25 protein-coding genes and 1 pseudogene are annotated in these 25,795 nt (G+C 35.2%); 20 read left to right on the plus strand and 6 right to left on the minus strand.

Annotated elements, in window-relative coordinates; genetic code table 11:
* Nucleotides 1-4 precede the first annotated feature (4 nt).
* Nucleotides 5-895, minus strand: coding sequence for a hydroxymethylglutaryl-CoA lyase-like TIM-barrel protein (locus tag D5J18_RS03250; protein WP_245952921.1), 891 nt, complete (start codon nucleotides 893-895; stop codon nucleotides 5-7).
* A 49-nt stretch (nucleotides 896-944) separates the two neighbouring features.
* Between D5J18_RS03250 and pepT the strand changes: the two genes are divergently transcribed.
* Together pepT and D5J18_RS03260 are read left to right on the plus strand one after the other, a co-directional pair.
* Nucleotides 945-2,189 carry a peptidase T gene (gene pepT / locus D5J18_RS03255; RefSeq protein WP_119057560.1) on the plus strand — a complete coding sequence of 415 codons (1,245 nt, stop codon included), beginning with the start codon at nucleotides 945-947 and terminating at the stop codon, nucleotides 2,187-2,189.
* Nucleotides 2,190-2,338: 149 nt separating this feature from the next.
* Entirely contained in the window at nucleotides 2,339-3,067 is a 729-nt protein-coding gene (locus D5J18_RS03260; RefSeq protein ID WP_119057561.1) for a M15 family metallopeptidase, read from the plus strand.
* A 46-nt stretch (nucleotides 3,068-3,113) separates the two neighbouring features.
* Here the strand turns inward: D5J18_RS03260 and D5J18_RS03265 are convergent, their stop codons facing one another.
* The gene (locus tag D5J18_RS03265) at nucleotides 3,114-3,506 is read right to left on the minus strand and encodes a hypothetical protein (RefSeq protein WP_133298094.1); all 393 of its coding nucleotides are present in this window, start codon (nucleotides 3,504-3,506) and stop codon (nucleotides 3,114-3,116) included.
* Nucleotides 3,507-3,538: 32 nt separating this feature from the next.
* On the opposite strand from D5J18_RS03265, the gene D5J18_RS03270 reads away from it, so the two are divergent.
* From D5J18_RS03270 to D5J18_RS03285, 4 genes are all read left to right on the plus strand, one after another.
* Complete coding sequence (locus tag D5J18_RS03270) at nucleotides 3,539-5,035, plus strand: GFO_1087 family putative carboxy terminal peptidase (protein WP_119057563.1); 1,497 nt, start codon at nucleotides 3,539-3,541, stop codon at nucleotides 5,033-5,035.
* A gap of 132 nt (nucleotides 5,036-5,167) precedes the next feature.
* Nucleotides 5,168-5,836, plus strand: coding sequence for a LysE family translocator (locus D5J18_RS03275; protein ID WP_260377442.1), 669 nt, complete (start codon nucleotides 5,168-5,170; stop codon nucleotides 5,834-5,836).
* The gene (locus D5J18_RS03280) at nucleotides 5,823-6,059 is read left to right on the plus strand and encodes a hypothetical protein (RefSeq protein ID WP_165844949.1); all 237 of its coding nucleotides are present in this window, start codon (nucleotides 5,823-5,825) and stop codon (nucleotides 6,057-6,059) included. Before D5J18_RS03275 ends, D5J18_RS03280 begins: the two co-directional genes overlap by 14 nt.
* Nucleotides 6,060-6,115: 56 nt before the next feature.
* Complete coding sequence (locus tag D5J18_RS03285; protein WP_119057566.1) at nucleotides 6,116-7,336, plus strand: AI-2E family transporter; 1,221 nt, start codon at nucleotides 6,116-6,118, stop codon at nucleotides 7,334-7,336.
* A gap of 16 nt (nucleotides 7,337-7,352) precedes the next feature.
* On the opposite strand, the gene rsmA is transcribed toward D5J18_RS03285, so the two are convergent.
* Nucleotides 7,353-8,132: a 16S rRNA (adenine(1518)-N(6)/adenine(1519)-N(6))-dimethyltransferase RsmA gene (gene rsmA, locus D5J18_RS03290; protein WP_119057567.1), complete on the minus strand. Its 780-nt coding sequence runs from the start codon at nucleotides 8,130-8,132 to the stop codon at nucleotides 7,353-7,355.
* Nucleotides 8,133-8,294: 162 nt separating this feature from the next.
* Here rsmA and serS point away from each other — a divergent pair, with 162 nt between their 5' ends.
* Together serS and D5J18_RS03300 are read left to right on the plus strand one after the other, a co-directional pair.
* Entirely contained in the window at nucleotides 8,295-9,560 is a 1,266-nt protein-coding gene (gene serS, locus D5J18_RS03295; RefSeq protein WP_119057568.1) for a serine--tRNA ligase, read from the plus strand.
* Nucleotides 9,561-9,775: 215 nt separating this feature from the next.
* Entirely contained in the window at nucleotides 9,776-11,257 is a 1,482-nt protein-coding gene (locus D5J18_RS03300) for a glycoside hydrolase family 10-like protein (RefSeq protein WP_119057569.1), read from the plus strand.
* A 27-nt stretch (nucleotides 11,258-11,284) separates the two neighbouring features.
* On the opposite strand, the gene D5J18_RS03305 is transcribed toward D5J18_RS03300, so the two are convergent.
* Nucleotides 11,285-11,860, minus strand: a complete 576-nt coding sequence (locus D5J18_RS03305; RefSeq protein ID WP_119057570.1) for a YiiX/YebB-like N1pC/P60 family cysteine hydrolase — start codon at nucleotides 11,858-11,860, stop codon at nucleotides 11,285-11,287.
* 306 nt (nucleotides 11,861-12,166) lie between these two features.
* Entirely contained in the window at nucleotides 12,167-12,781 is a 615-nt protein-coding gene (locus tag D5J18_RS03310) for a deoxynucleoside kinase (RefSeq protein WP_119057571.1), read from the minus strand.
* A 154-nt stretch (nucleotides 12,782-12,935) separates the two neighbouring features.
* Here D5J18_RS03310 and dapA point away from each other — a divergent pair, with 154 nt between their 5' ends.
* The 12 genes and pseudogenes from dapA (at nucleotide 12,936) to D5J18_RS03370 (ending at nucleotide 23,425) form a co-directional block, all read left to right on the plus strand.
* Entirely contained in the window at nucleotides 12,936-13,826 is an 891-nt protein-coding gene (dapA, locus tag D5J18_RS03315) for a 4-hydroxy-tetrahydrodipicolinate synthase (RefSeq protein WP_119057572.1), read from the plus strand.
* Between the two features lie 45 nt (nucleotides 13,827-13,871).
* Nucleotides 13,872-14,690 carry an outer membrane protein assembly factor BamD gene (locus D5J18_RS03320; protein WP_119057573.1) on the plus strand — a complete coding sequence of 273 codons (819 nt, stop codon included), beginning with the start codon at nucleotides 13,872-13,874 and terminating at the stop codon, nucleotides 14,688-14,690.
* A 5-nt stretch (nucleotides 14,691-14,695) separates the two neighbouring features.
* Entirely contained in the window at nucleotides 14,696-15,025 is a 330-nt protein-coding gene (locus D5J18_RS03325) for a DNA-directed RNA polymerase subunit omega (protein WP_119057574.1), read from the plus strand.
* A gap of 2 nt (nucleotides 15,026-15,027) precedes the next feature.
* Nucleotides 15,028-16,218, plus strand: coding sequence for a bifunctional phosphopantothenoylcysteine decarboxylase/phosphopantothenate--cysteine ligase CoaBC (gene coaBC, locus D5J18_RS03330; protein ID WP_119057575.1), 1,191 nt, complete (start codon nucleotides 15,028-15,030; stop codon nucleotides 16,216-16,218).
* Nucleotides 16,219-17,124, plus strand: coding sequence for a type IX secretion system protein PorD (porD, locus tag D5J18_RS03335; protein ID WP_119057576.1), 906 nt, complete (start codon nucleotides 16,219-16,221; stop codon nucleotides 17,122-17,124).
* A 3-nt stretch (nucleotides 17,125-17,127) separates the two neighbouring features.
* Complete coding sequence (locus tag D5J18_RS03340) at nucleotides 17,128-18,780, plus strand: DNA repair protein RecN (protein WP_119057577.1); 1,653 nt, start codon at nucleotides 17,128-17,130, stop codon at nucleotides 18,778-18,780.
* Between the two features lie 59 nt (nucleotides 18,781-18,839).
* A complete protein-coding gene (locus D5J18_RS03345) occupies nucleotides 18,840-19,586 on the plus strand; it encodes an electron transfer flavoprotein subunit beta/FixA family protein (RefSeq protein WP_119057578.1) in 747 nt (248 codons plus the stop codon).
* A 12-nt stretch (nucleotides 19,587-19,598) separates the two neighbouring features.
* Nucleotides 19,599-20,531, plus strand: coding sequence for an electron transfer flavoprotein subunit alpha/FixB family protein (locus tag D5J18_RS03350; RefSeq protein WP_119057579.1), 933 nt, complete (start codon nucleotides 19,599-19,601; stop codon nucleotides 20,529-20,531).
* Nucleotides 20,532-20,725: 194 nt separating this feature from the next.
* Complete coding sequence (locus D5J18_RS03355; RefSeq protein WP_119057580.1) at nucleotides 20,726-21,349, plus strand: bifunctional nuclease family protein; 624 nt, start codon at nucleotides 20,726-20,728, stop codon at nucleotides 21,347-21,349.
* Between the two features lie 24 nt (nucleotides 21,350-21,373).
* A pseudogene (locus D5J18_RS03360) lies at nucleotides 21,374-22,696 on the plus strand (NupC/NupG family nucleoside CNT transporter); the annotation flags it as partial.
* Nucleotides 22,697-22,707: 11 nt separating this feature from the next.
* Nucleotides 22,708-23,040 carry a CD225/dispanin family protein gene (locus D5J18_RS03365; protein WP_119057582.1) on the plus strand — a complete coding sequence of 111 codons (333 nt, stop codon included), beginning with the start codon at nucleotides 22,708-22,710 and terminating at the stop codon, nucleotides 23,038-23,040.
* On the plus strand, nucleotides 23,000-23,425 hold the full coding sequence (locus tag D5J18_RS03370; RefSeq protein WP_119057583.1) for a DUF2752 domain-containing protein: 426 nt from the start codon (nucleotides 23,000-23,002) through the stop codon (nucleotides 23,423-23,425). Before D5J18_RS03365 ends, D5J18_RS03370 begins: the two co-directional genes overlap by 41 nt.
* A 194-nt stretch (nucleotides 23,426-23,619) precedes the next feature.
* Here D5J18_RS03370 and lpdA read toward each other — a convergent pair whose 3' ends face one another.
* Nucleotides 23,620-25,017, minus strand: a complete 1,398-nt coding sequence (gene lpdA, locus D5J18_RS03375) for a dihydrolipoyl dehydrogenase (RefSeq protein ID WP_119057584.1) — start codon at nucleotides 25,015-25,017, stop codon at nucleotides 23,620-23,622.
* Nucleotides 25,018-25,795 lie beyond the last annotated feature (778 nt).

Here is a 25,795-nt window from a genome sequence, read left to right on the forward strand (position 1 = left end):
GATACTATCTCCATTTTGCAAAGCTTTGGCCCCGAAATAGTGTTAAGGCGTTATTAAAAGCTCCTTCAAAGGCAGCTAAATTTAACTCATGATTTAGTTGATGCAACTGAGCGTAGTTGATGAGCTTCTCCGTTGGCATGTTCCCCATCAGGGGCGAATCGGCCATTGGGCAGCCACCAAAACCATGAATTGCACCGTCAAAATGAGTGCACCCGCCTTGGTAGGCTGCATCAATTTTTTCGTGCCATTGATTATAGATAGTATGTAAATGAGCCCCAAAATGCACTTTTGGGAAATTTTTTTTAAGGCTTAAAAAAACTTGTTGAATCTGATGTGGTGTTGCAACTCCCACAGTGTCAGATACATTAAACCGATAAACTCCTCGCTCAACTATTTTTTCTACGAAATTTAATAATAAATCTAAAGACCAATCTTCGCCATATCTATTGCCGAAAGCCATCGAGAGGTAAACCAATAAATTTTTACCGCTACCGCGCATCATATCTTGAATGATTTCAATGCGTTCTAGCCCTTCTAGGCGCGTAGCGTTGGTGTTTTTTTGCTGAAAGGTTTCTGAAATAGAGAAAGGAAAGCCTAAAAAATCTACATTTTTTTGTTGTAGAGCGAGTTCTGCACCACGGCGATTGGCTATAATTACAGAAATTTTTGTACTGGATTTTGATTTATCTAAAGCTGCCAAAACCTGTGCCGTATCAGCCATCTGAGGAATAATGCGTGGTGATACAAAACTACCACAATCTAGTAACTCAAAATTAACACCAAGCAAGCTCTGGAGGTAATCAATTTTTTGAGGCGTTTTTATAAAGCTTTTGATGCCTTGCATGGCGTCACGCGGGCAATTGCTGATATAAAGTCTTTGTTTATCCTTACTCATTTGCACTAAAGATAAATTATAATTAATATATTTACCAAAATTTATTTTTATGGAACGAATTTGGAGTGAGAAATTACTGAATAGATTTACTAAATACGCTAAAGTTTATACCGAGAGTAAACCTGGTGTAGATGAGATTCCGTCAACGCCACAGCAGTGGGATTTAGCTAAAATGCTAAAAGAAGAATTGGAAGAGATGGGATTGGAAAATGTAAGTATTGATCAGCACGCCTATGTGATGGGCTATTTGCCTAGCAATCAAGATAAAGAATTACCTACGATTGGTTTCATTTCACATTTTGATACCTCGCCCGACTTCTCTGGGAAAGACGTGCAACCGCAAATCTGGGAAGATTATAACGGGGAAGATGTAGTATTGAATTCAGAAGAGAATATCGTTTTAGAAGTTAAAGAATTCCCAGAACTGGAGAATTTCAGAGGGCAAACACTGATTACCACAAACGGTAAAACACTTCTCGGTGCAGATGATAAAGCTGGTTTAGCTGAAATTGTGACGGCAGTAGAATACCTAATCAATCACCCAGAAATTCCAAGACCGCGTATTGCTGTAGGGTTTACACCAGATGAGGAAGTCGGGAAAGGAGCACATTTATTTGATGTAGAAAAATTTGATGCAGATTGGGCCTACACAATGGATGGGAGTAGTGTTGGTGAATTAGAGTACGAAAACTTTAATGCTGCTGGTGCTACAATTAAAATCCAAGGAAAGGTAGTACACCCAGGCTATGCGAAAGGGAAAATGGTGAATGCAATTCATTTGAGTCGTCAGTTTTTAAATCTTTTGCCTGAAAATGAGGTGCCTGAAGCAACTGAAGGCAGAGAAGGCTTCTTTCATGTAACGAATATTCAAGGCGATGTAGATCATGTGGAAATTGAAATGATAATCAGAGATCATGACGAAGAAAAATTTGAAAAAAGAAAAAATCAACTGAAAGATATTGCTGATAAATTAAATCAAAGTTTAGGTAGAGATAGAATATCGGTAATTATTGAAAATCAATATTTTAACATGCGTAAACATTTGGAAGATAAAATGCATATTATTGATTTAGCTGAAGAGGCAATGAATAATTTAGGCATAAAACCGCTCATTAAACCGATACGCGGTGGAACGGATGGCGCTCAGCTTTCTTACAAAGGTTTACCATGCCCCAATATTTTTGCTGGTGGGCAAAATTTCCACAGCCGCTATGAATATGTGACTTTGGAAGCCATGGAATCTGCGACAAAGGTCATCATTGAAATTGCTAAATTGGCGGGTAGTAAATTTTAAGAAAAAAATAAATATTTATTTGATTTTAAGTGGAATTTCTATTCCCAATTATTTTCTCTTACTTTTGATTTGTTTAATTTTTTTATGAAAAGAATGAATGAAAAAATAAAGGAGGAGAAAACTAGATTTTAATCAAATAAAAGGTTTAAATGAGAAGAAGAAAATTCATAAAAATCAACAGTTTAGCTTTAGGAGCAATTTTAGTCCCTAACTTCCCAAAATTTGGATATGAAATCACTCAAAATGATTTGTTGGGGAAATCGAAACGTCAATTGTATGGTCAATCATATCAATTGCTAAAGGAAGCGTCTGCCTCGTTTGATAAATTAGCTAAGGAAGCAAAAAAAGAAGGATTTCGTATTTTTGCCGCCAGCAGTTATCGTTCTTTTGAGCATCAGAAGAGAATTTGGAATAATAAATATAAGAAATTCACACAACAAGGTCTCAGCCCAAAGGAATCCATCTTAAAGATTGTAGAATATTCTACTATTCCTGGCACCTCTCGGCATCATTGGGCAACTGAAGTAGACGTGATAGATTTAAGCAAAACTACCCCTGAGAATCCCCTCAGTGCAGAACATTTTACAGGCAAAGGAGTGTATGCGGATTTTAAAAAATGGCTGGATGAAAAGGCCGAAGGCTTTGATTTTTATGAAGTCTATACCAATGTGCCTAAACGAAAAGGCTTTAAGTATGAACCTTGGCATTTCTCTTATCGCCCGCAGAGTTGCAATATGCTAACCCGATATAAGGAATTAAATTTCTCTGAAATCATGAGAGGTTTAGATATAGAAGGGAGCCAGTATTTTACTTCAGCATTTTTAGAGAAATATTATGAAGAAAATATTCTAGACATTAACCCAGAATTGTTGCCCTAAAATTTTTTAAGGCTTAAAAAAAAAGAAAAATTTAAGCCTTAAAAAATTATTTCTTTTTGAAATTTACTTTTTTTAGAAAATAAGTCGAATCAACTAAAAATAAAACGCCATTTTCTTGATTAAAAACCTGTGGTTTGAAGTTTTGTATTCTTCTTGATTCGTGGATGACGTTAGTCTGGTAGAGTTGCCCTGTCACGTCATCAGCAGTTAAATCTTGTTTGACTTTATAGGCGACTACACCCACAGGCTGAAAGAAAGAATTCTCTACCTCAAAGGAAACCGTGTAGCCACGTTCGCCCTCAGTATTATAACTTTCGATGAAGGCATTTTTGATTTCAGGCAAAAAGTCATTACTCGTTACTGCATTTGTTTTGCAGCTATAGCCACACATTGCTAGAATTAAAAAGAAGAGGAATGGGGATAACGATTTATTTTTCATAATTTTGCCAAATATTCCGAAATGTAAAAATAATGAATAAATTATATTTTTTCCTATTGATGTCGATTTTGAGTTTTTTAATCAGCTGCGGAGATGAAATTCAAAAAGAAGAAAAAGGACCAACAGCGCAAACGAAAAAGGATGAAGTAAATGATTTTATATGGAGTGCACTGAACTCATGGTATTATTGGCAAAAAGATGTTCCTAATTTGGCTGATAACCGATTCAGCGATGCAGAATATTTGAGGTTTATAAATTCAACAAAGGACCATGAAGGTTTTTTCTATAATCTTTTGTACCGATATGGTGAGGAAGATAGATTTTCTTGGGTAGTGGATGATGTAGAAAAATTAATGGCAAGCTTCTCTGGCAAGCAAGCAGCGACGGGTTTAGAGTATAGCCTGGCAAGAATTGAAAATGGAAACAGCATTCTAGGTTTAGTAAATTATATCATACCTAACTCGCCAGCAGATAAAGCAGGGCTGAAGAGAGGCGATGTTTTCTTTAAAATTAACGGTGAGTTGTTGACTCAAAGAAATTACAGAAAGTTGACAGAAGATAATTTTACCATAACGGTTGCCCAGAATTTTAAATTTAAAAATAAAGTCTTTACCTACGATGGGGAAAAAAATTTTCACATCAAAGGGGAAGAATTACAAGAAAATCCCATTCATTATTCAAAGATTTTTAAAATCAACGGTAAAAAAATAGCTTATCTCGTTTTTAATGCCTTTCAGGCTAATTACAATGATGAGTTGAATGAAAAATTTGGAGAGTTCAAAGCAGAAGGCGTTACAGATTTGATTTTAGATTTAAGGTACAATGGCGGAGGTTCTGTCAATACAGCTCTAGCACTTGGGCAAATGATTACAGGGCAGTTTGCTAATAGAAAATACATTACGCTAAATTATAATGATAAGCATACGGCTAGTAACTCAACAGGGTATTTGAATAAAGAGATAGGTCTTTTTGAATTTGAAGATGGTGAAATGAAAAGCAAAGGCAAAGAATTGGCTAATTCATTACATCTTAACAGAGTCTATGTTTTAACCTCTCATGCTACGGCATCTGCAAGTGAATTAACGATAACGTCACTAAAACCCTATATCGATGTTGTGCAGATAGGGCAGAAAACGTATGGGAAATTTGTGGGTTCTATCACTTTAGTTGATGCACCAGATAAGAATATAAATAAAGCCTATACAGATTTTGAAAATAGAAATAAAAATCACTCTTACGGAATGCAACCGATTGTTTTTGCGTACTTTAACTCTAGAAATGAAGTCTTCGTTGAGGGAGTAGAACCTGATATTAAAATTAATTTTGTAGACTATTTAGGCAATATCAAAGAGTTTGGGAATCCCAGCGACCCCGCGCTAGCCAAGGCTTTAGAGCAAATCACTGGAAATAAATTTCGTAAGGCGAGTGAAAAAAAATTAAAATTAGAAACTTGGCCTGTTGGTGATAGTAAAACGCTTAAAAAATTCGGGACAGAAATGTATATCACTGATTTATCTGAATTTAAGTAAAAAAAAATTTAAGGCTTAAAAAAATCATGAAGAATTTAATTTTAATCTTCAGTTCAAATGATTAATTTGCGAAATTCTTTTAGATATTAATCATAGATTCATCGGATGTTTGAAATGATTTTATATGCAATAATGCTAGGCGTATCCTTGAGTCTTATCTTGATAGGACCAGCATTTTTCCTTTTGATTGAAACAAGCTTGACGAAAGGTTGGCGCTCGGCTATAGCTTTAGATGCAGGTGTCATCGTAGCAGATTTGATTTGCATTGCATTTGCTTTTTTTGGCTCCAAAGACTTAATTCATTATATAGAAACACACCGCTCGCTATATATAATTGGCGGATTTATCATTATGATTTACGGTTGCTATATGTTTGTTTCTAAACCAACCCTGCATATTAACAATGAAGCATTGGTTAACAAAAATTATATCAAAACCTTTTTCAATGGATTTTTGATGAATATTTTAAACATAGGGATTGTCATTTTTTGGTTTGTCGTTGTAGGTTGGGTTATTTTAAACTACACCAAAAGTTACGAATTTGTTTTATTCATGGGCGTCGCACTGAGTGTTTTCTTTTGCATAGACTTGGCCAAAATATTTTTAGCAAGGAAATTTCAGAGAAAAATGAGCGATGAGTTGGTTTATAAAATCAGAAAAGCGTTGGGGGTTGTGTTAGCCATTTTTGGTTTGGTAATTTTACTCAAAGGATTCATTTCCTTTGACCCAGCAGATCATATTTTTTTCAAAAAATCTCATAACATACAAAATATAAATACAACAAGCGATGAAAATCCTTAGTCACATACTATTAATTTTTTCAATGCTATTAATTTTGATTGGTGTTTATTTTGATTTAATTGCTCAAAATCAAAGTTTACAAGATAAATTCTACGGCGCAGGTTCGCTTTTATTTTTCTTTGTTACGATTCCGATTTTTTTAATTTCACGTAGAAATAGCAAAAGCTGGGAAAAATATCGTTGGAATCCAGAGGAATTCAAAAGACAGCAAGATTCAAAATAAATTAATATAAAAAATTTTTAAAGCCTTAAAAAAAACAGTAAAAGTATAATAAAAATATGAAGTCACCTCATCAACATCTTGTTTTTTCAGCACAGAAGTATGTTTTTGTTATCCTAGCCATAGGGCTTACGGTAGCCAGTTTATACCTTGGCAGGTCATTTTTTGTACCCTTTGCATTTTCATTATTATTTGCCTTCATTTTATTGCCCTTAGTTTGGAGATTTGAGCGGTGGGGAATACATACGGTCGTAGCCATTATATTCACTTTTTTGATAGTGATAGCCATCTTTTTCGGTATTGTTTTTTTCTTTGGTTCACAGATTACATATTTAATCTCAGATTTTCAAGAATTTTCCAAAAGATTTGAAACACTTTTACAAATTGGTATAGATAAATTCAATGCCACATTTTATTTTTTACCACCCATTGATGAGCAAAAAATCCAAATGAAACTCACCGAATTGGCACAGACCAAAGGCGGAGGTTTTTTAGGTACCACCTTTATTCAGACTTCCTCCTTTTTAGCCACAGCATTTCTTGTGCCAGTATATGTTTTCTTACTTTTATTGTACCGAAAAGGCATAAAAATGGGAATACTTTTGCTATTCAATAAATCCAGAAGACAGCAGGTCAATCATATTTTGACAGAAGTACAGACGGTAGGCAAAGATTACCTAGTAGGTATATTTATATTAATGATAATTTTAGCGATACTCAACAGTATTTCCTTATTAATCATCGGGGTTGATTATGCCATAATGTTTGGTTGCTTGGCAGCGATTTTAGTTGTTATACCCTACATTGGGACATATCTTGGGGCAATACTCCCCATTTTATACGCACTCATCACCATGGATGCCCAAAGCGCATTTTTTGTCTTAATCGCCTTTGTTTTAATAGAAGCATTGGAAAGCAACCTCTTAACCCCCAAAATCGTGGGGAGTAATACTAGCGTCAACCCATTAGCAGCCTTTGTCGCTTTGATAATAGGAGGATTAATCTGGGGAATTGCAGGGATGATACTTTCGATTCCCTTTATAGCGATGCTCAAAAAAGTCTTCAGTCATGTCGTTGGTTTGCAGCCACTTGCAGCCTTATTAGGAGAAGATATATACGAAGAAGACGTCATTTCACTCGAGCAAATAGAGAGAGAGTTTTATGAAGCAAGCAAAAAAGAAGAAAATAAAAAGCCCAATTTAGCTTGGCGTCTTTTGAAAATCTGGTTTAGCAAATCAAAAGAAGAGATTCCCGACAAAGAAGAAGCTAATTTAAATTAATTGGATAAGCAAAATTTCATGAATCAGAAGAAGCAAGAACATTGCTCAAATCTATAAAATCAGCAACACTCAGCTGCTCAGCACGTAGATTTAAAACTTCATTAATTTTGAAATCCACAGAATAATTTAAACTTTTCAGTGCATTGCGTAGCGTCTTTCTTCTTTGATTAAAAGCCGTTTTCACAAGTGTAAAAAAATACTTTTCATTTAAAATCTCAAATCTAGTATCATTTCGTGTCAATCGAATTACAGCCGACTTCACCTTAGGTGGCGGAGAAAACACATGCTCATCAACCGTAAAAAGATACTCCACATCATAATAAGCCTGCACTAGAACAGATAAGATTCCGTAGGTTTTACTCCCATGCGTTGCCACAACTCGTTCAGCCACTTCTTTTTGGAACATCCCGACCATTTCAGGAACTATATTTTTATTTTCTAAAATTTTAAATAAAATTTGAGAAGAAATATTATAAGGGAAATTCCCTAAAATTGCTAAAGGAGCATTAAAATTTGCTGAAAGATTCATCTTTAGAAAATCTTCGCTATAAATTTTTAATCTTTCTTGAGTTAAATTATACTTTTTATTCAAAAACTGAACAGACTCTTCATCGATTTCCACAACCTGAATATTTTGATTTTTCTCTATAAGAAATTGAGTCAAAACACCCATACCTGGTCCAATTTCTAAAACCTGCTCATAGCCTTGCCAAGACAAAGATTCAATGATTTTTTGTGCAATGTTTAAATCATTCAAAAAATGTTGCCCCAAATGCTTTTTTGCTCTCACGCTCATGCCACAAAGATACTAAGAAAATCATCAGAGAGAATTGCTCAGATAAAAAAATGAAAGAAACAATTTAATTCAAAATTTTAAAATTTTTTAAGCCTTTAAAAATTTATTAGATTTCGTATAAAAATTATATTTTTACCATTCCTTTTAAAAAATCATAGAACTATGCTGCAAGTGAACGAAATTCGTAACGAGCGAGAAAAAATTGAAGAAGGTTTAAAAAAAAGAAACATTCAAGATTTAAATTTTCTAGATGAAATTATTTCTTGGGATGATGTGCGTAAATCTACTCAGTATGAGCTAGATAATATATTGGCAAAATCTAACCAGCTGTCTAGAGAAATCGGCGAATTATACAAAAACGGCAAAACCGAAGATGTAAATGTACTAAGAGCAGAAAGTGCAGAGCTGAAAAATCAGACCAAAACGTTGCAAGAAAAACTCAATGAAACAAAAACTAAAATAGAGCAACTTCTATTTGAAGTGCCCAACCCTGTACACCGTAGCGTACCAGCAGGGAAAGGCGAAAGTGAAAACATCATCATCAAAAGCGTAGGTGAACCGACCAAAAATGATTTACTACCACACTGGGAATTAGCTAAAAAATATGATTTAATCGATTTTGAACTGGGTACAAAAATCACTGGCGCTGGATTTCCCGTCTACAAAGGGAAAGGAGCTAAGTTGCAACGTGCTCTGATTCAATATTTTCTAGATAAAAATACGGCAGCAGGATACACGGAAGTTCAAGTACCTATATTAGTCAATGAGGCTTCCGCACGCGGTACAGGGCAGTTGCCAGATAAAGAAGCACAGATGTATGAAGTTCCGCTTGATGGTTTTTACTTGATTCCTACGGCAGAAGTTCCTGTGACTAATATTTACCGAGATGAAATTTTAGAAGAAAAAGATTTACCTGTTTTATTGACGGGGTACACGCCTTGTTTCCGTAGAGAAGCGGGTTCGTATGGAAAAGATGTGCGTGGCCTAAATCGTCTTCATCAATTTGATAAAGTGGAAATTGTACGCATAGAAAAACCCGAAAATTCTTATGAAGCTTTAGAAAATATGAAAAATCATGTGGAAGAGATTTTGAATGAATTAGGCTTCACATACCGAATTTTACACCTCTGCGGTGGCGACACTGGTTTCGCTTCAGCATCAACTTTTGATTTTGAAGTTTGGTCTTCAGCACAAGCAAAGTGGCTAGAAGTGAGTAGTGTTTCTAATTTCGAAGCATTCCAAGCCAACCGATTAAAATTAAGATATAAAACGGGAAAAGGAACCGAGCTATGCCACACATTGAATGGTAGCTCATTGGCTTTGCCAAGAATTTTAGCTTCTCTACTAGAGCATTACCAGACAGAGGATGGTATAGCAATTCCAGCAGTTTTACATCCTTATTGTGGATTTCAATCTATTGAGAATTAAATTTTTAAACCCTTTATAAATTTAACATTTAAAATAAAAAAAGCCTTTAAAAATTTTATAAAAAAATCTAAACTATACTGAAAGTAACGAGAAATCTTCTGATTATCAAAACTTAGATAAAATATAATGGTATGAAAGCTATTTTTCACTTATTTTTCTAAGCCTTAAAAAAATATTAATTAAAGTTTAAACAAATCACCAGAGAAATTCATTTTATGAAATACGTTATTGCATTTACTTTCTTTTTTCTAAGTCTTGATAAATTTTACTCACAAAAATCAGAGTTTCGTGGCGTTTGGATAGCAAGCGTCAACAACATAGATTGGCCCAAAAATGCGCTAGATTCTAATGAGAAGAAAAAAGAAGATTTTCTAAAGCTTATTAAATTTTATAAAGATCTAAACTTTAATGCCGTTATTGTACAAATCAGAACGGCGGGCGATGCATTCTACCCAACTCGCTTTGCCCCTTATTCTCGTTTTTTGACGGGGAAAGAAGGCGTATCGCCACAGGGAGATTTTGATTTCACCAAATGGATGATAGACGTGGCTCACAAAAATGGAATGGAGTTTCACGCTTGGATTAACCCATACCGTGCGACGACAGATTTAAATAAAATGAATTTAAGCCCAAAGCATGATGTCTTTCAGCATTCAGATTGGATGATTCAGTACGGGAATAGATACTATTATGACCCTGGCTTACCACAAGTGGAAGCACATCTGCTCAAGCTAAGTGAGGAGATTTTAGATAACTATGATATTGATGCTCTGCATTTTGACGATTATTTTTATCCATATAAAATTGCGGGTAAAAACTTTAACGACCGAAATTCTTATTTAAAGTATAGAGAGAAAAATCAAAGTTTAGAGCAATGGCGACGCTCCAATGTAGATTCGCTCATCTTCAAGCTTCATCGTCTTATCGAGAAAAAGAAACCTTGGGTAGATTTCGGGATTAGCCCGTTTGGTATTTGGCGAAACAAAGATAGAGACCCGCGGGGCTCTGATACCCGCGGCGGGCAATCTAATTATGACGATTTGTATGCCGACCCGCTGCTGTGGGCAGAAAAAGGCTGGATAGACTACCTAGTGCCACAACTTTATTGGAGCTTAGATTATCCAGTAGCATCTCACCGTGTATTAGCTAAATGGTGGAATGATAATGCGGCAAATACGAAAATCTACATCGGTAATGCACCGTATAAAATCAATGACGGGAAAGACCGAGCTTGGTATCAACCTAAGGAATTAGAAAAACAAATTGAACTGGCAAGAGCGACAAAAAATATTTATGGAAATGTGCTTTTCAGTGCAAAATCATTGCTACATCATACACAAATCACCCAAGAATTGAAGCAGAATATTTATCAAAATCCAACATTGGTACCAAAGACTAAAAGAGATTCTGCGGTGGTATTGATTCCACAAGTGGTGCGATTTTCTAATTTAAAAGCAGAAATTCAAATTCCTGAAGCTCAAAACATGAGATGGCTTTGCATTTACGAAAAACAGAGTGGAGTAGGAGAGCAAAACTGGATTTTGAAAGATAAAGTCTTCGTGACAGGAGTGGAGGATACTCTAGTGGTTTTGGTAGAGCCATTTTTAGGATTAGAAAATCATGCCTTCAGCCTTATTGATTTATACAAAAATGAAAGTCAAAAAGTTCAAATTCCTGAATTTGTGAATGAGCTTTGATGAATTTTTTTTAAGCCTTAGAAAAAATTAAGGATTTTGTAGGGTGAGAACAAATTCAATTTTATCAGACATTGAAAGTCCATTCGGGTTGCAACCTAGCTTCCCTTCAGGGGCTTCCAAGCCTTGTTTTTGGTAAAATTCATTCCAATAAACATCTATTTCACCAGTTTCTGGATTTTTGAATGTCATAGGTTTTAGTTCAAAAATTTGATGTTCTCGAAAAATTCGTTCGATGAAATCAGAACAATAGTAGCTGGAATCACTAAGAATATATGTAAAATTATAAGGCTTCCCAAGCATTTGAGATGCTTTTTCTAAAGCGTGGGGAATAGCCTTTTGATGCTCTTTTTTAAGCCGAAATATGTCAATTTTCACATCATTATGAACATTTTTGAGAAAAGAATTTAAAGATTCTATTTTTGAGCCACCTTGGGCTGTTGCATGGTAAACTGAAATCGCATTTTTTCTTTTTTTGATGATTCCTATATGGTCGTAAGAAGTTTCTTTGCTATCTTTGGTTACTCGGCTGATTGCACCAGATAATTGCTTCTCATTAGATTGGACAAAAATTAAATCGCCGTTTTTTAAGCTACTGAATTTCATTGTTTTACAAGAATATAGGAATAAAGCAAATACAATGAAGAACCCGTAGTACATTATTAAACGAGATTTATTTTTAAAATTATTTAAGTTTTTTTTGGAGAATACAAACATATTGAGTTATTGAATTGCTGTAAATTGTAATTATTTTCGTTAAAATTCTTATTTTAAAATCCTCAAAAAAAATTAGATTTCTTTTAACCAAAAATGGAATTAATTTAGGTTTGAATAAATCATTTACTTTATGAATAATTTATTCTAAACAGCGACTGCTCTCTATTTTAGAAATTTTTTAAGCCTTAAAAAAAATTAAAATAATCCGTTGATTTCACCTTGAATTTTATCAATAATCAAACCTAAATCTTCACGATTGCTTACAAAATCAATATGATCAACATCAATGATGAGCAATTTCCCGTCATTGTAACTTTTGATCCATTCTTCATATTTTTCGTTAAGCCGATTGAGGTAATCGATGCTAATGGTGCTCTCGTAGTCACGGCCGCGCTTTTGAATTTGCTTGACTAGCGTGGGGATGGAAGCTCGCAGATAAATCAATAAATCGGGCGCTTCTACAAAGGAATTCATCAGGTTAAAGACCGTTAGATAATTTTCATAATCTCGCGTCATCAGCAAGCCCATATCATGCAAGTTGTTGGCGAAAATAAAAGCGTCTTCGTGTATCGTACGATCTTGAATGATGTCTTTGCCGCTCTCTCGAATTTCTTTGATTTGCCTGAATCGACTACCTAAAAAATAGATTTGTAGGTTGAATGCCCATTTTTCCATATCATTATAGAAATCATCTAAATACGGATTTCTATCTACGTCCTCATACTGAGCTGTCCACTCAAAATTTTTAGCCAAAAGTTCTGTAAGTGTAGTTTTCCCGGCCCCAATGTTTCCAGCAATAGCAATATGCATGATTAAATTTTTTTTGATTCAACAAAGATAAAATCCAAAAGAAAAGTTTCAAAAAAATCAAGCATATAATTTCACTCAGATTTCAAATGAATATATAAATTTTGATAAATCAAGTGATTCTCATTAATTTTACTTTTACTAAAAAAAATAATCTATGGAATGTTTGCGAGGGACAGGAGTTGCATTGATTACACCTTTTACCAAAAATAATGAATTGGATGAGAGGGGCTTAAAAAATGTAGTAAACCATACGGTGGAGTGTGGTGCAGATTTTTTGGTAGTGCTGGGAACGACAGCAGAAACGCCAACACTTAGTGCTAAAGAGAAAGAGCGGATCAAAGAGCTAATCATAGAAGAGAATAATGGGCGTTTGCCGTTAGTCTTGGGAGTGGGAGGTAACAATACTTTTGCCGTTCAGCAAGAGATTTCACAAGGTGACTTTACGCATTTTGATGCTATACTTTCAGTTTCTCCGTATTATAATAAACCAACGCAGCAGGGAATTTATGAGCATTTTCAGTTTATAGCAGAACACGTTGATAAAAAAATTATCATTTACAATGTGCCAAGCAGAACTGGCAGCAATATAGAGAGCCGAACGACTTTGCGTTTGGCTCAAGATTTTGAAAATATTGTTGGGATAAAAGAAGCGAGCGGGAATTTTTTACAAGGCTTAGAAATTATTGCAGAAAAACCAGATGATTTTTTGGTGCTGAGCGGTGATGATGAGTTGGCTGTTTCCACGACTTTAGCTGGTGGAGACGGGGTGATTTCTGTGATAGGGCAGGTAGTCCCAGAATATTCACAAATGATAAATTTAGCATTGAATAAAAAGACGACTGCGGCTTATGAAATTTTCTATGGCATTCAAAATTTAATAAAAGCAATTTACTTGGAGGGAAACCCAGCGGGAATCAAAGCTCTGCTTGAGATAAAGGGTATTTGCAGTCGATACACGCGATTGCCTATTGTGGCTGCTAGCTTGCAACTTGTAGAGAAAATAAAAGTGAGTGAAATGAATAAAAATTTTAAAAATAGGCGTTAGAAAAATCATATTTTATTGTATTCAAAAAATCCTTACTTTTGCCAAATGATTAAACATTTTATATGGTTTTTTAGCGTTTTATTTCTGTTGCAATCATGTAATAAAACTTTTGAAGAAGCGCTAAAAAGCGATGACCCTCAATACATTTTGCAAATAGCAGACCAAATGTATGAAGAAAAAAGATGGGATAAAGCTTTAGAATTATATCAAAAAATAACTGCGAACTATGCTGGGACTCCCCAGGCAGAAGAAATCGCTTGGAAGGGAGCTTATGCAAATTTTTATGATAAAAATTACCCCTTGGCAGCTAAGCAGTTCAAAAATTTCTTTTTAGGATTCAATAAATCTGAACGAGCTGAAGAAGCTCTATATATGTCAGCTTTCAGCTATTATAAAGGCTCACCAGAATACAATTTAGATCAATCTAACACGATCGAAGCAATCAAAGAATTGCAAGGTTTTATAGACGTTTACCCTGATTCTGATAAGGTGGCGGAAGCGAATCAATTGATTAATGAATTGCGAAAAAAGCTGGAAAAAAAGTATTTTGAAATCGCTAAATCGTATTTTACAACGCTGCACTATAAATCAGCAGCAAACAATTTTGAAAACTTCATAGACGACTACCCTGACTCTAATTACCGAGAGGAAGCGTACATGTATCTAATGAAATCTAAAGCAGAATTGGCTTTGCAAAGTGTGTTTGATAAAAAAGAATTAAGATTAAAAGAAGCAATAACTACCTATCGTTTGTTTTCTAGAAATTATCCGCAATCTCAGTATGCTAAAGAAGCCGCTGATTATTACAAAAAAATAGAAAACGAGTTAGAACATCATCAAAAAATCCTAAAAAATAATCAATAAAATATATGAGCACAGATTTTAAAAACGTTGTAGCAGATGCTTCAACAAAGACATATAACCGAGCAGAAATTCAAAAACCAACGGGCAATATCTATGAAGCCATCGTCATCATGGGGAAAAGAGCAGAACAGCTAAACTCAGAGATAAAAACTGAACTCTTAGATAAATTAGATGAATTTGCTTCTAACAATGATACATTAGAAGAAATTTTTGAAAACAGAGAGCAAATCGAGGTTTCTAAATTCTATGAAAGATTACCTAAGCCAACCTCTATCGCCGTGCAAGAGTGGAAAGATGGTGAAATCTATTTCCGTAAACCGGAAGAAGAAAAGTAAACATGTCTCTAGCAGGTAAAAAAATTCTCATAGGCGTTTGTGGCGGCATTGCAGCCTATAAAATCCCTTTACTTGTTCGTTTATTAAAAAAAAATAAAGCCGAAGTTCGTGTAGTGATGACTGCTTCGGCTATTGAATTCGTTAGCCCCTTGACTTTAAGCGTACTATCAGAATCAAAAGTTTTATATGAATTTCAAGATGAAAAACATCAGTGGAACAATCACGTAGAACTGGGGCTGTGGGCAGATGTTTTTTTAATTGCACCCGCTACAGCTAAAACAATTTCTGCTATGGCACATGGGTATGCAGATAACTTGTTGCTGACCACATATTTGAGTGCGAGATGTCCTGTTTTTGTTGCACCAGCCATGGATTTGGATATGTATTCTCATCTTTCTACAAAGAAAAATCTAGAGAAATTAGCACAGTTTGGAAATCACATCATAGAATCAACTGAAGGTGAACTAGCCAGTGGATTGGTAGGTAAAGGAAGAATGGAAGAACCAGAAAAAATTTTTTTAAGCCTTCAGAAATTTTTTGAAAATAAAGAACGCCTCAAAGGAAAGAAAATTTTGATTACCGCAGGTCCCACGCACGAAAAAATAGATCCAGTCCGTTTTTTTGGAAACCACTCCACAGGTAAAATGGGCTATGCCATCGCTAAAGTCGCTGCTGATAATGGAGCAGAGGTCAAGTTAATTTCAGGCCCCGTTCATTTAAAGTTAGAGCATAAAAACATAGAAATCATTTCGGTAGAATCTGCTTTGCAAATGTATGATGAGGTGGAGAGGAACTTTGATTCCTGCGATGTAGCTATTATGACAGCGGCTGTAGCCGATTACCGTCCCGAGCAGGTTGCTGCACAAAAAATCAAAAAAGAAGACGGACTGCTGAATCTTAAATTGATAAAGAATCCTGATATTTTGAAAGAAATGGGCAAAAGAAAAAAGCATCAGTTGCTGATAGGTTTTGCCTTAGAAACTCAAAATGCTGTAGAAAATGCCCAAAAAAAGTTAACTAAGAAAAATGCTGATTTAATTGTACTTAACTCGCTAGAGAACCAAGGAGCTGGCTTTGCACATGCGACTAATCAAGTGGATTTTGTAACCCCTGAAGGCGTGCAACATTTTGATTTAAAATTAAAGTCAGAAGTTGCAGAAGATATTATTAATTTCATAATAGAAAACATGTAGATGAAACCCATTTTTTTGATTTTATTGTTTTTTTTAAGCCTTAAAAATTTTTCACAAGAAATTTTAGCTGAGGTGAATGTGGATTATTCCCAAATTCAAACCAGTAAAAGATCTAGCTTTGTAGAGTTGCAAAAGAGTTTGAAAAACTTTATAAATACAACACAGTGGACCAAAAGAAATTTAAAAGCTTTTGAAAGAATTCAAGTAAGTTTTTCTTTGATAATCACCGAGCAAATTCAAAATAACACTTACAAAGCTCAACTTCTCGTGCAAAGCCGACGTCCCGTTTATCACTCCGACTATTTCTCACCGATAGTGAATTTAACGGATAATGATTTTACGTTTAAATACATTGATTTTCAACCATTAATCTTCAATCAAAGAAAATTTAGTGGAACAAATTTAACAGATGTGATTGCCTTTTACATTTATTATATTCTGGGGGCAGATGCCGATACATTTAGGCAAAACGGAGGCAAAGAATGGTATGAAATGGCTCAGCAAATTACTAATAATTCACAAAATCAAGATTTCTCTGGCTGGAGTCGCACCGATGGAATAAGAAATCGGTTTACACTGGTGAATTCAACCTTAGCTTCTCAAAATACCCCAATTCGCTTGATGATGTACCAATATCATAGAAAAGGTTTGGATATTATGCATGAAAATCAAATTTCAGCTAAAAAAAATATAGGAAATGCATTGTTAAGCTTAGATAAGCTAATTTTTTCTAATAACTACACACAAAATTATTTTTTAGACAACGTGTTACAAGCTAAAAACAATGAAATTGCACAAATTTTTAGCGGAGGAGAACCAGCCGTGTTCCCGATTGGAGATTTGAGAAACTTACTTCATAAAATTGCCCCGAATTATTCTGATTCTTGGGAAAAACTGAATAAATAATCTATGCTTAAACATTTATTCATCAAAAATTATACACTAATCGATGAGTTGAATTTAGATTTTGCTCAAGGTTTTACGACGATTACGGGAGAAACTGGAGCAGGGAAGTCAATTTTGCTCGGAGGGTTAAAGTTGGTATTAGGCGAAAGAGCAGATTTAAAAGCCTTAAAAAATTCTGAAGAAAAATGTGTCATCGAAGCAGAATTTGATATTTCTAATTTGGGTTTGCAGTCCTTTTTTTTAGAAAATGATTTAGATTATGAGCCGTTGAGCATTCTGCGGAGAGATATTTTACCCTCTGGGAAAACCCGTGCTTTTGTGAATGATGTTCCAACTACGCTGAGCGTGATTTCTGAATTGTCTAATCACTTGATTGATGTGCATTCACAGTTTGATTCTGCGAGTATCATCACCGCTGAATTTCAATTTGATTGGCTAGATACACTTGCTAACCAGCTGAAATTAAGAGAAGAATATCAAACTTTACTTTCAGAATTTCATCAAACCGAAATAAAATTAAAAGAATTTATTCTTCAGCAAGAAACTTGGGAAAAAGAAAGAGAATTAAATGAGTTTATTTTCACAGAATTGGATAGCATTGCGGACTTAGAAAACATCGTTTTAGAAGATTTAGAAGCAGAATTAAATCGTTTAGAAAATGCAGAGCAAATTATTCAGAATTTATCACAGATGGATGTGCTCATCAGCGGAGAGCCAGGGATAGAACAGCTTCTGAATGAATTGTTTATGAAAATAAAAGAAGTTTCAACTTACTTTAAATTAGGGCAAGAAATTCAATCAAGGATAGAAAATGTCAAAATTGAAATCAATGAGCTAAGCAGGGACATCAGCCATAGTGCTGATGATATAGAACCCAACCCAGAGTTGCAGCAAGAAATAAAGGAAAAAATAAATAAAGTAAATGCTTTGCTGCAAAAGCATAAAAAAAATGATATCGCAGAACTAGTTGATTATAAAAATGAATTGTCTGAGAAATTACTGCAAGCAGCTGAGTCAAATGAAAATATTCAACGTCTTGATAATAAAAGAGTTGAGTTGCTCCAGCAACTGGAGAACCTCAGTGAAATCTTGATTGAAGGGAGGAAAAAGGTTATACCCAATGTAGAAAATGAAATTTTAGAAAGCTTAAAAAAAATGGGGATGGATAAATCTAGAATTTCCATCCAAATAGAAAGAATTTCTCATTTTAACCAGTATGGGAAGAATCAAATACAATTTCTATTTTCTGCTAATCCTGGCTTAGAACTTACGCCGATAGAAAAGTCAGTTTCTGGTGGTGAGCGCTCTAGATTGGTCTTAGCCATCAAAAAAAGTTTGTCGCGCTATCGTTCATTGCCCACTTTAATTTTAGATGAAGTAGATACAGGGGTTTCGGGGAAGATTGCCGGGCAAATGGGGCAGATGATGAAAGAAATGAGCCAAGATCTTCAGGTTATTGCCATTACGCATTTACCACAAGTGGCAGCTTTGGGGGAACAACACCTGAAAGTAGAGAAAAAGATAAGTGGGGAAAAAACAACAACGAATGTCTCTAAATTGTCTGATAATGAGCGTTTAAACGAAATAGCTCAAATGATTAGCGGAGATGAAATTAGCGAAGCAGCATTGAATCAAGCTAGGGAACTCATTTCATAAACTATTCTTGCATAGCAAGTAATATTTTGTATATTTATGCTTAACTTTAAAGTAAATAGATGAGAATATTAGTTTGTATAAGCAGTGTTCCAGACGCGACCTCTAAAATAAATTTTACCGAAGATGCTAAAGCTTTTGATAAAAATGGAGTTCAGTTTGTTATCAATCCATACGACGAATTTTCTCTGACTCGAGCCATTTGGTTTCAAGAAAAGCAAGGTGCAGAAGTTACAGTTTTGACTGTGGGTGGTGCAGAAGTAGAACCTGTGATGAGAAAAGCCTTGGCTATAGGTGCTAATGAGGCGATAAGAGTAGATTCACAACCAGTAGATAGTTTCTCCGCAGCAAAGAAAATTGCAAAAGTAGCTAAAGAGAAGAAATTTGATTTGATATTAACAGGTACAGAATCAATTGATTACAATGGTTCAGCGGTGCCTGGTCTGTTGGCTGCAATGTTGGATTATACGTTTGTGAATAATTGTATACAACTGGAAATCGAGGGGAAAGATGCTCATGCGACATCAGAGATAGATGGAGGAGAAGAAAAATTGAGTTTTACGCTACCAGCAGTGATAGCAGGTAAAAAAGGTATAGTGAATGAGGCAGATTTGAAAATTCCCAATATGCGCGGAATTATGCAAGCTCGTTCAAAAAAACTAGAAGTAATAACTGGCATTAATGTAGAAACTCAAGTGAAATATCAACGTTTTGAAAAACCAGAGCCTCGCTCATCGGTTCGGTTGATAGATAAAGATAATGTAGAGGAACTTGCTCGTATTCTGCATGAAGAAGCTAAAGTGATTTAAAAAAAGTTAGAAATGTCTATTTTAGTTTATACAGAATCTCAAGAAGGAAAATTTAAAAAACATGCGCTTGAAGCAGTAAGTTTTGCAAGAGAAATTGCAAATCAGTACGGTACAGACGTCATAGCCGTTAGCGTAAATGCTGAAAATCTAGAAGAATTAGGTAAATATGGTGTAAATCAGGTTTATTCGCTAAAAGCGAAAGAAATCAACCATAGGGCTGTAGCTCAGTTTATTGCAGAAAAAGCAGATGGAGTCGTTGTTTTCTCGCATAGTGCTGAAGGAACGAGTATTGCACCGCAGGTCGCAGTGAAGCTGGAGTCTGCAATAATCACAAATATTTTAGAAAAACCACAAGGAATACACCCACTGGTAGTGAAAAGAACATCATTCTCAGGCAAAGCCTTAGCTTGGGTAGAAACTAGGGATGAAACTCCAGTTTTAACACTAGCGGTAAATGCTTTTGACTTAAAGGAAAATCCAATAGAAATTGAGGTGAAAACAGCGGATTTACCTCAAGTAGAAAATAAAATTAAAGTAGAGAATATAGTACGCAACAATGGTCAAATTGACTTGAAAGAAGCAGAACGAGTTGTCTCTGGAGGTAGAGGCCTAAAAGGACCAGAAAACTGGGGAATGATAGAAGAATTGGCGCAAAGCATAGAAGCAGCTACAGCATGCTCTAAACCAGTCTCAGACATGGGCTGGCGCCCACACTCAGAGCATGTAGGGCAAACAGGTAAAGCGATTGCCCCCAATCTTTATTTGGCAGTAGGCATTAGTGGAGCTATACAACATTTGGCAGGAGTCAACTCCTCCAAAACGATTGTTGTTATAAATAATGACCCCGAAGCACCTTTCTTCAAATCAGCTGATTATGGAATTGTAGGAGATGCATTTGAAGTTGTGCCAAAACTCACCGAAGCTATAAAAAAATTAAAGGCTTAAAAAAAAAACAATAAATATCATAAATTCTTACTTAAAGATTTTAGCTGGTAAATTGGTAAATTGAATATTGAAGTTTAAAAGGGGATTAAACAGATATTTAACTTGCAGTAGCAACCACTAAACAGATAGTGGCTTTTTATTTTGAATAAAATTTAGGTGAAGCGCACTAAAAATAGTATTTTTACTTTTTAATTATGAATTATATCAAGCTAAACATAAGGGGAATTTCATATAGCCAGACTCAAGTAGGAGCTTACGCATTAATATTAGAAGAAGAGTTCGGTGGTAGAAAATTACCCATCATTATTGGTAACTTTGAAGCTCAGGCCATTGCTTTAGCTTTAGAAAAAGATTTAACGCCACCTCGCCCATTGACTCATGATTTGTTTATGAATTTTTGTCATTTACTAGAGATAGAGATGAAAAATGTGCTGATTTATAATTTAGAAGAAGGAATCTTTTATTCCAATATCATCTTTGAAGATAAAGACAATATCTTGCATGAACTAGACAGCAGAACGAGTGATGCGATAGCATTAGCGGTTCGGTTTAATTGCCCGATTTATGTGAAAAAAGAAGTGATGGATAGGGCTGGAATAAAAATGGAAATTATTACCGAAGAGGATTCAGAAGAAATAAAAGCAGCTATTCACGAAATTGAGAAAGAATTAACGAATGAAAATAAATCTGAAGAAGAAAAACTTTTAAATTACACAATAAAAGAACTCGAAAAACAATTGCAACAAGCAGTAGAAACAGAGAATTATGAATTAGCGGCAAGCATCAGAGATGAACTGAGCAAAAGAGAAAAAGAATAAGTAAAATATTAGACATCAATGGAAATCTTAAGAGGGGTTTTAGGTATAATTGTAATTTTAGGAATTGCTTTTTTATTTAGCAAAAAAAAATCTTTTATCAACTGGAAAACTATTTTCGTGGGTTTAGTGATGCAGTTAATATTAGCTATAGGAATTTTAAAAGGAGATACCATCGGGTTTGATGTTGGGAATTACCGATTTGACTTTGGTTTCATAGGTTCTTTTTTTGATACAGTAGGGAAAATTTTTATCGAAATATTGAATTATACCAAAGCAGGAACCACCTTTTTACTTGGTAACTTGTTAGATGACAATTCGTTCGGGTATATTTTTGCTTTTCAAGTTTTGCCAGTGATTATTTTCTTTTCGGCATTAACGTCCGTTTTATTTTATTTTGGAATCATACAAGCTGTTGTAAAATTTTTTGCTAAAGGTCTAAAAAAAATCTTAGGAACATCTGGGCCAGAAAGCCTTTCTGTTACTGGGAATATCTTCTTGGGGCAGACTGAGGCTCCGCTGATGATAAAAGAATACCTCTCTCGCATGACGAAATCTGAAATCCTATTGGTAATGATAGGCGGTATGGCGACAGTAGCTGGGAGTGTTTTAGGTGCGTATATCAATTTTTTGGGAGGGAATGACCCCGTAGAAATGCAGAAATTTGCACGTCATCTACTGGCAGCATCAGTCATGGCAGCACCAGGAGCGGTAGTTGTAGCTAAATTATTGTATCCACAGATTGAAAAACCGACTGAAAATTTGGAAGTGAAAATGGAAAATGTCGGGACTAATTTTTTAGAGGCCTTGTCAAACGGAACCTCAGAGGGATTAAAGCTTGCCGTCAATGTAGCAGCAATGCTTTTGGTATTTATTGCGATGATTGCCATGGTAAATGGCATATTGGGTTGGGTAGGGGAAGTCACACATTTAAACGAAATTATAGCAGCTCATACTATATACAAAACCTTATCATTAGAAATGATTTTAGGCTATTTATTTGCTCCGCTCATGTGGCTTATTGGCGTACCGACCACAGATATTAGCTTAATGGGTCAGCTTTTAGGAATCAAATTAGTAGCGAGTGAATTCATCGCATATGGGCAACTGGCTGAACTGAAAAATACCAGTATAGGCTTAGCACTGACTTCACAAAAATCGATTATCATGGCAACGTATATGCTCTGTGGGTTTGCTAATTTTGCTTCAATAGGAATCCAGATTGGTGGCATTGGCTCATTGGCGCCTAGTAAACGTGTGATTTTATCTGAATTTGGTTTGCGAGCACTTTTGGGCGGAACATTGGCATCGCTGCTATCAGCTACCATTGCAGGAATTTTATTAAGCTAAAAAAACACTTTATGGAAAATTTAAATCAAAGAGAAAGAACAAATTACTTACCGCTCAGTATCATTTCAACATTATTGGGCTGTTTTTCACCATGTTTTATTGGTTTTGTGCTAGGTATTATAGCTATTGTTTTTGCAATTCAAGCTAAGAGCAAAGTAGCTAAAGAAGACTTCGTGGGAGCAAATAATGCAGAGAAATACGCTAAGATTCTATCATACATAGCCATTGCTATAGCTGTAGTTAATATGATTTACGTAGCGTATTTGTATAAAACGAATCCTGAATATTTTCAAGAAATAATGGATGAAATCCAGCGAAACATTGAAAATTCGCAGCAGAAATAAAATTTTAAAAGGAATTTTGCTAGTAATTTTACTATTATTAGCAGGATTTCTTTTACAGCATTTTTATAGGCACAATCCAGAAGAGAACCCTGGGTTGTTCTATCCAGTGTGTACGTTCAAGGCAGCAACTGGATGGGATTGTATTGGCTGTGGCGGACAAAGAGCTTTGCATAGTCTGTTGCATTTAGAGTTTTATAAAGCCTTTAAATTTAATGCTTTATATATTTCTCTAATTCCAGTAATTTTATATTACATTTGGTATTATTTTAATTTAATCTTTTTAAACCGAAAACTGAAAGAAAATTTTTTATTTTCTATCACTTTTGGGAAGTTCATTCTCGTATCGGTTATTTTATTTTTCTTCCTAAGAAATATTTTTCATTAATAGATTATATTACCCGTAGTGCAATTCTAAAAAAGTAAGATAAGCTTGTTCCAAGACCTTAAATTTTGGCATATTCAATTAATTATAAGTTAGTTAAATGTCATCAACAACCTTGAGGCAATTTACAACGAAATTTTGAAAACAATTAATAAGCCTATTATAATGCACTACGAGTAAGATAAATTAACGATAAATTAACTATGTATCGCTCGCTTTTCGGTGGCATCTAAGGCAGCCTCTTTCACGGCTTCCATATAAGTAGGATGTGCATGGCTGATTCTTGCAAGGTCTTCGGCAGAAGCCCTGAATTCCATCGCCGTCACAGCCTCGGCAATCATATCTGCGGCACGGGCTGAGACCATATGTACACCCAAAATTTCATCTGTTTTTTTATCAGAGAGGATTTTCACAAAACCATCAATATCACCACTTGCTCGTGCACGTCCCAAAGCTCTCACCAAGAATTTCCCCGTTTTATAATCCACCTTTTCCTCTTTCAGTTGCTCCTCAGTTTTGCCCACACCAGCGACTTCTGGCCAAGTATAAACAACGCTTGGTATCAGATTATAATCAATGTGCGGCCGCTGCCCGGCCAATTGCTCCGCCACCAAAATGCCCTCTTCTTCCGCCTTATGAGCCAGCATTGCACCACGTATCACATCACCAATTGCATAGATATTCTCCACATTAGTTCTCAAATGCTCGTCCACCTTTATGCGCCCTTTTTCGTCTAATTCTATGCCCAGATTTTCTAGGCCGAGCCCCTCGGTGTAAGGTTTTCGCCCCACGGCAACTAAGCAAATATCACCTTCTATACTTTGGCTTTCGCCCTTATTATTTTCAAACTGCACTTCAACTTTATCTCCCGTTCTTTCCACGCTCGTCACTTTTGACTTCAGTTGAATATCCATACCCTCTTTTTTTAGAATTTTTCTCAATTCTTTAGAAAGGTCAGCATCCATACTAGGAATCAGCCTATCCATATACTCTACCACGCTCACCTCAGCCCCCAAGCGTTGGTATACCGAGCCCAGCTCTAGCCCGATGACCCCACCGCCGATTACTATCATTTTCTGTGGAATTTCCCGCAGCTCTAGAGCCTCTGTAGATGTAATGATTTTTTCCTTATCAATCTTGATGAATGGGAGAGAGGCGGGCTTAGAGCCAGTAGCGATGATGAAGTACTTTGAGCTAATTTCCCGCACCTCTTCGCCTTTGATTTCCAATGTATTTTGGTCTTTAAAACTCCCCAAACCATGGAAAACAGTAACTTTATTCTTATCCATCAAGAAATCGATGCCCTTGGTCGTTTGCTCCACAACTGCACGTTTTCTTTCAATCATGCGGCTTAAGTCTACAGACAAATTCCCGACATCAATGCCGTGCTCGCTAAAGTTTTCTTTGGCATTGGAATAATGCTCAGAAGAATCCAAAAGCGCCTTTGACGGAATGCAGCCAACATTGAGGCAAGTCCCGCCCAATGTATCATATTTTTCTACCAAAGCTGTTTTGAAGCCCAACTGAGCCGCACGTATTGCCGCCACATAACCACCTGGCCCAGAGCCAATAACTGTTACATCAAATTTTCCCATGAAAATACTTTTTGTTTCGAAATTTAAATAAAAAGAATAAATATAAAAATTTTCTAAGGCTTAAAAAAAATCTTTTAGAAAAAAATGCTAACAAAAAATTTAAGGCTTAAAAAAAAATCTTGATTATAACTTTATAATTTTCTTAGATTAAAATATTTATAACGAATGACTTAAATTTTAAATTGCATTTAATTTGCATTTAAATAAAATAAACTTAAAGATGAGCGACAAATTTGCATAATTCAAAAACGTAAAATACATTTGCGGGCAGGTTGAGAGAAGAGGAAAATCTCAACGGAAAATTTTTAACAAAAAAATAATGAAATTTTAACAAATGAAATTTGTGAGTTTCAAAAAAAAGTGTAAACACACACACACACACACACACAAGTAATGAGCTAAACAACTCATTATCAGTAACTTATAATAATTTTTTGCTTCCCCTCGGGAGCGAACCGCAAAACCGTGCAAGAAAATCTTGTGCGGTTTTTCTATTTTCACCTGTGTGGAAGTAGTAATTTCTTCAAAAAGAAGAGCCTCACGGGTTGGGGCTCTTTCTAAAATAAGAAGTAAAAAAAGTTGAATAAAAAACAGCAAAAATTTAATTAAGAAAAGAATAAATCAATAAAATATTAACCAAAAAAATAAAAAAAATGAAGAAATTATTATTTTCTTTAGCCGTATTATCAGCGGTTGCGGTTACCGCTCAGGTGGGCATTAACACAGATGCTCCAGAGGCGACATTACAGGTGAAAGCAAAAAACACCAATGGCAATAC

Origin of the sequence: Candidatus Ornithobacterium hominis (assembly GCF_900538215.1) — a bacterium.
Taxonomy (GTDB): domain Bacteria; phylum Bacteroidota; class Bacteroidia; order Flavobacteriales; family Weeksellaceae; genus Ornithobacterium; species Ornithobacterium hominis.

What these genes read in the sequence shown, in the direction of transcription:
- D5J18_RS03265 (WP_133298094.1), bottom strand. Translation starts at nt 3,506, where the DNA reads ATGAAAAATAAATCGTTATCCCCATTCCTCTTCTTTTTAATTCTAGCA.
- D5J18_RS03280 (WP_165844949.1), top strand. Translation starts at nt 5,823, where the DNA reads ATGAAAATCCTTAGTCACATACTATTAATTTTTTCAATGCTATTAATT.
- D5J18_RS03275 (WP_260377442.1), top strand. Translation starts at nt 5,168, where the DNA reads ATGCTAGGCGTATCCTTGAGTCTTATCTTGATAGGACCAGCATTTTTC.
- dapA (WP_119057572.1), top strand. Translation starts at nt 12,936, where the DNA reads ATGGAATGTTTGCGAGGGACAGGAGTTGCATTGATTACACCTTTTACC.
- D5J18_RS03300 (WP_119057569.1), top strand. Translation starts at nt 9,776, where the DNA reads ATGAAATACGTTATTGCATTTACTTTCTTTTTTCTAAGTCTTGATAAA.
- D5J18_RS03345 (WP_119057578.1), top strand. Translation starts at nt 18,840, where the DNA reads ATGAGAATATTAGTTTGTATAAGCAGTGTTCCAGACGCGACCTCTAAA.
- D5J18_RS03355 (WP_119057580.1), top strand. Translation starts at nt 20,726, where the DNA reads ATGAATTATATCAAGCTAAACATAAGGGGAATTTCATATAGCCAGACT.
- D5J18_RS03365 (WP_119057582.1), top strand. Translation starts at nt 22,708, where the DNA reads ATGGAAAATTTAAATCAAAGAGAAAGAACAAATTACTTACCGCTCAGT.
- rsmA (WP_119057567.1), bottom strand. Translation starts at nt 8,132, where the DNA reads ATGAGCGTGAGAGCAAAAAAGCATTTGGGGCAACATTTTTTGAATGAT.
- D5J18_RS03310 (WP_119057571.1), bottom strand. Translation starts at nt 12,781, where the DNA reads ATGCATATTGCTATTGCTGGAAACATTGGGGCCGGGAAAACTACACTT.
- D5J18_RS03370 (WP_119057583.1), top strand. Translation starts at nt 23,000, where the DNA reads ATGAAATCCAGCGAAACATTGAAAATTCGCAGCAGAAATAAAATTTTA.
- D5J18_RS03250 (WP_245952921.1), bottom strand. Translation starts at nt 895, where the DNA reads ATGAGTAAGGATAAACAAAGACTTTATATCAGCAATTGCCCGCGTGAC.
- lpdA (WP_119057584.1), bottom strand. Translation starts at nt 25,017, where the DNA reads ATGGGAAAATTTGATGTAACAGTTATTGGCTCTGGGCCAGGTGGTTAT.
- D5J18_RS03270 (WP_119057563.1), top strand. Translation starts at nt 3,539, where the DNA reads ATGAATAAATTATATTTTTTCCTATTGATGTCGATTTTGAGTTTTTTA.
- D5J18_RS03340 (WP_119057577.1), top strand. Translation starts at nt 17,128, where the DNA reads ATGCTTAAACATTTATTCATCAAAAATTATACACTAATCGATGAGTTG.
- porD (WP_119057576.1), top strand. Translation starts at nt 16,219, where the DNA reads ATGAAACCCATTTTTTTGATTTTATTGTTTTTTTTAAGCCTTAAAAAT.
- D5J18_RS03350 (WP_119057579.1), top strand. Translation starts at nt 19,599, where the DNA reads ATGTCTATTTTAGTTTATACAGAATCTCAAGAAGGAAAATTTAAAAAA.
- D5J18_RS03320 (WP_119057573.1), top strand. Translation starts at nt 13,872, where the DNA reads ATGATTAAACATTTTATATGGTTTTTTAGCGTTTTATTTCTGTTGCAA.
- coaBC (WP_119057575.1), top strand. Translation starts at nt 15,028, where the DNA reads ATGTCTCTAGCAGGTAAAAAAATTCTCATAGGCGTTTGTGGCGGCATT.
- D5J18_RS03285 (WP_119057566.1), top strand. Translation starts at nt 6,116, where the DNA reads ATGAAGTCACCTCATCAACATCTTGTTTTTTCAGCACAGAAGTATGTT.
- D5J18_RS03305 (WP_119057570.1), bottom strand. Translation starts at nt 11,860, where the DNA reads ATGAAATTCAGTAGCTTAAAAAACGGCGATTTAATTTTTGTCCAATCT.
- D5J18_RS03260 (WP_119057561.1), top strand. Translation starts at nt 2,339, where the DNA reads ATGAGAAGAAGAAAATTCATAAAAATCAACAGTTTAGCTTTAGGAGCA.
- pepT (WP_119057560.1), top strand. Translation starts at nt 945, where the DNA reads ATGGAACGAATTTGGAGTGAGAAATTACTGAATAGATTTACTAAATAC.
- D5J18_RS03325 (WP_119057574.1), top strand. Translation starts at nt 14,696, where the DNA reads ATGAGCACAGATTTTAAAAACGTTGTAGCAGATGCTTCAACAAAGACA.
- serS (WP_119057568.1), top strand. Translation starts at nt 8,295, where the DNA reads ATGCTGCAAGTGAACGAAATTCGTAACGAGCGAGAAAAAATTGAAGAA.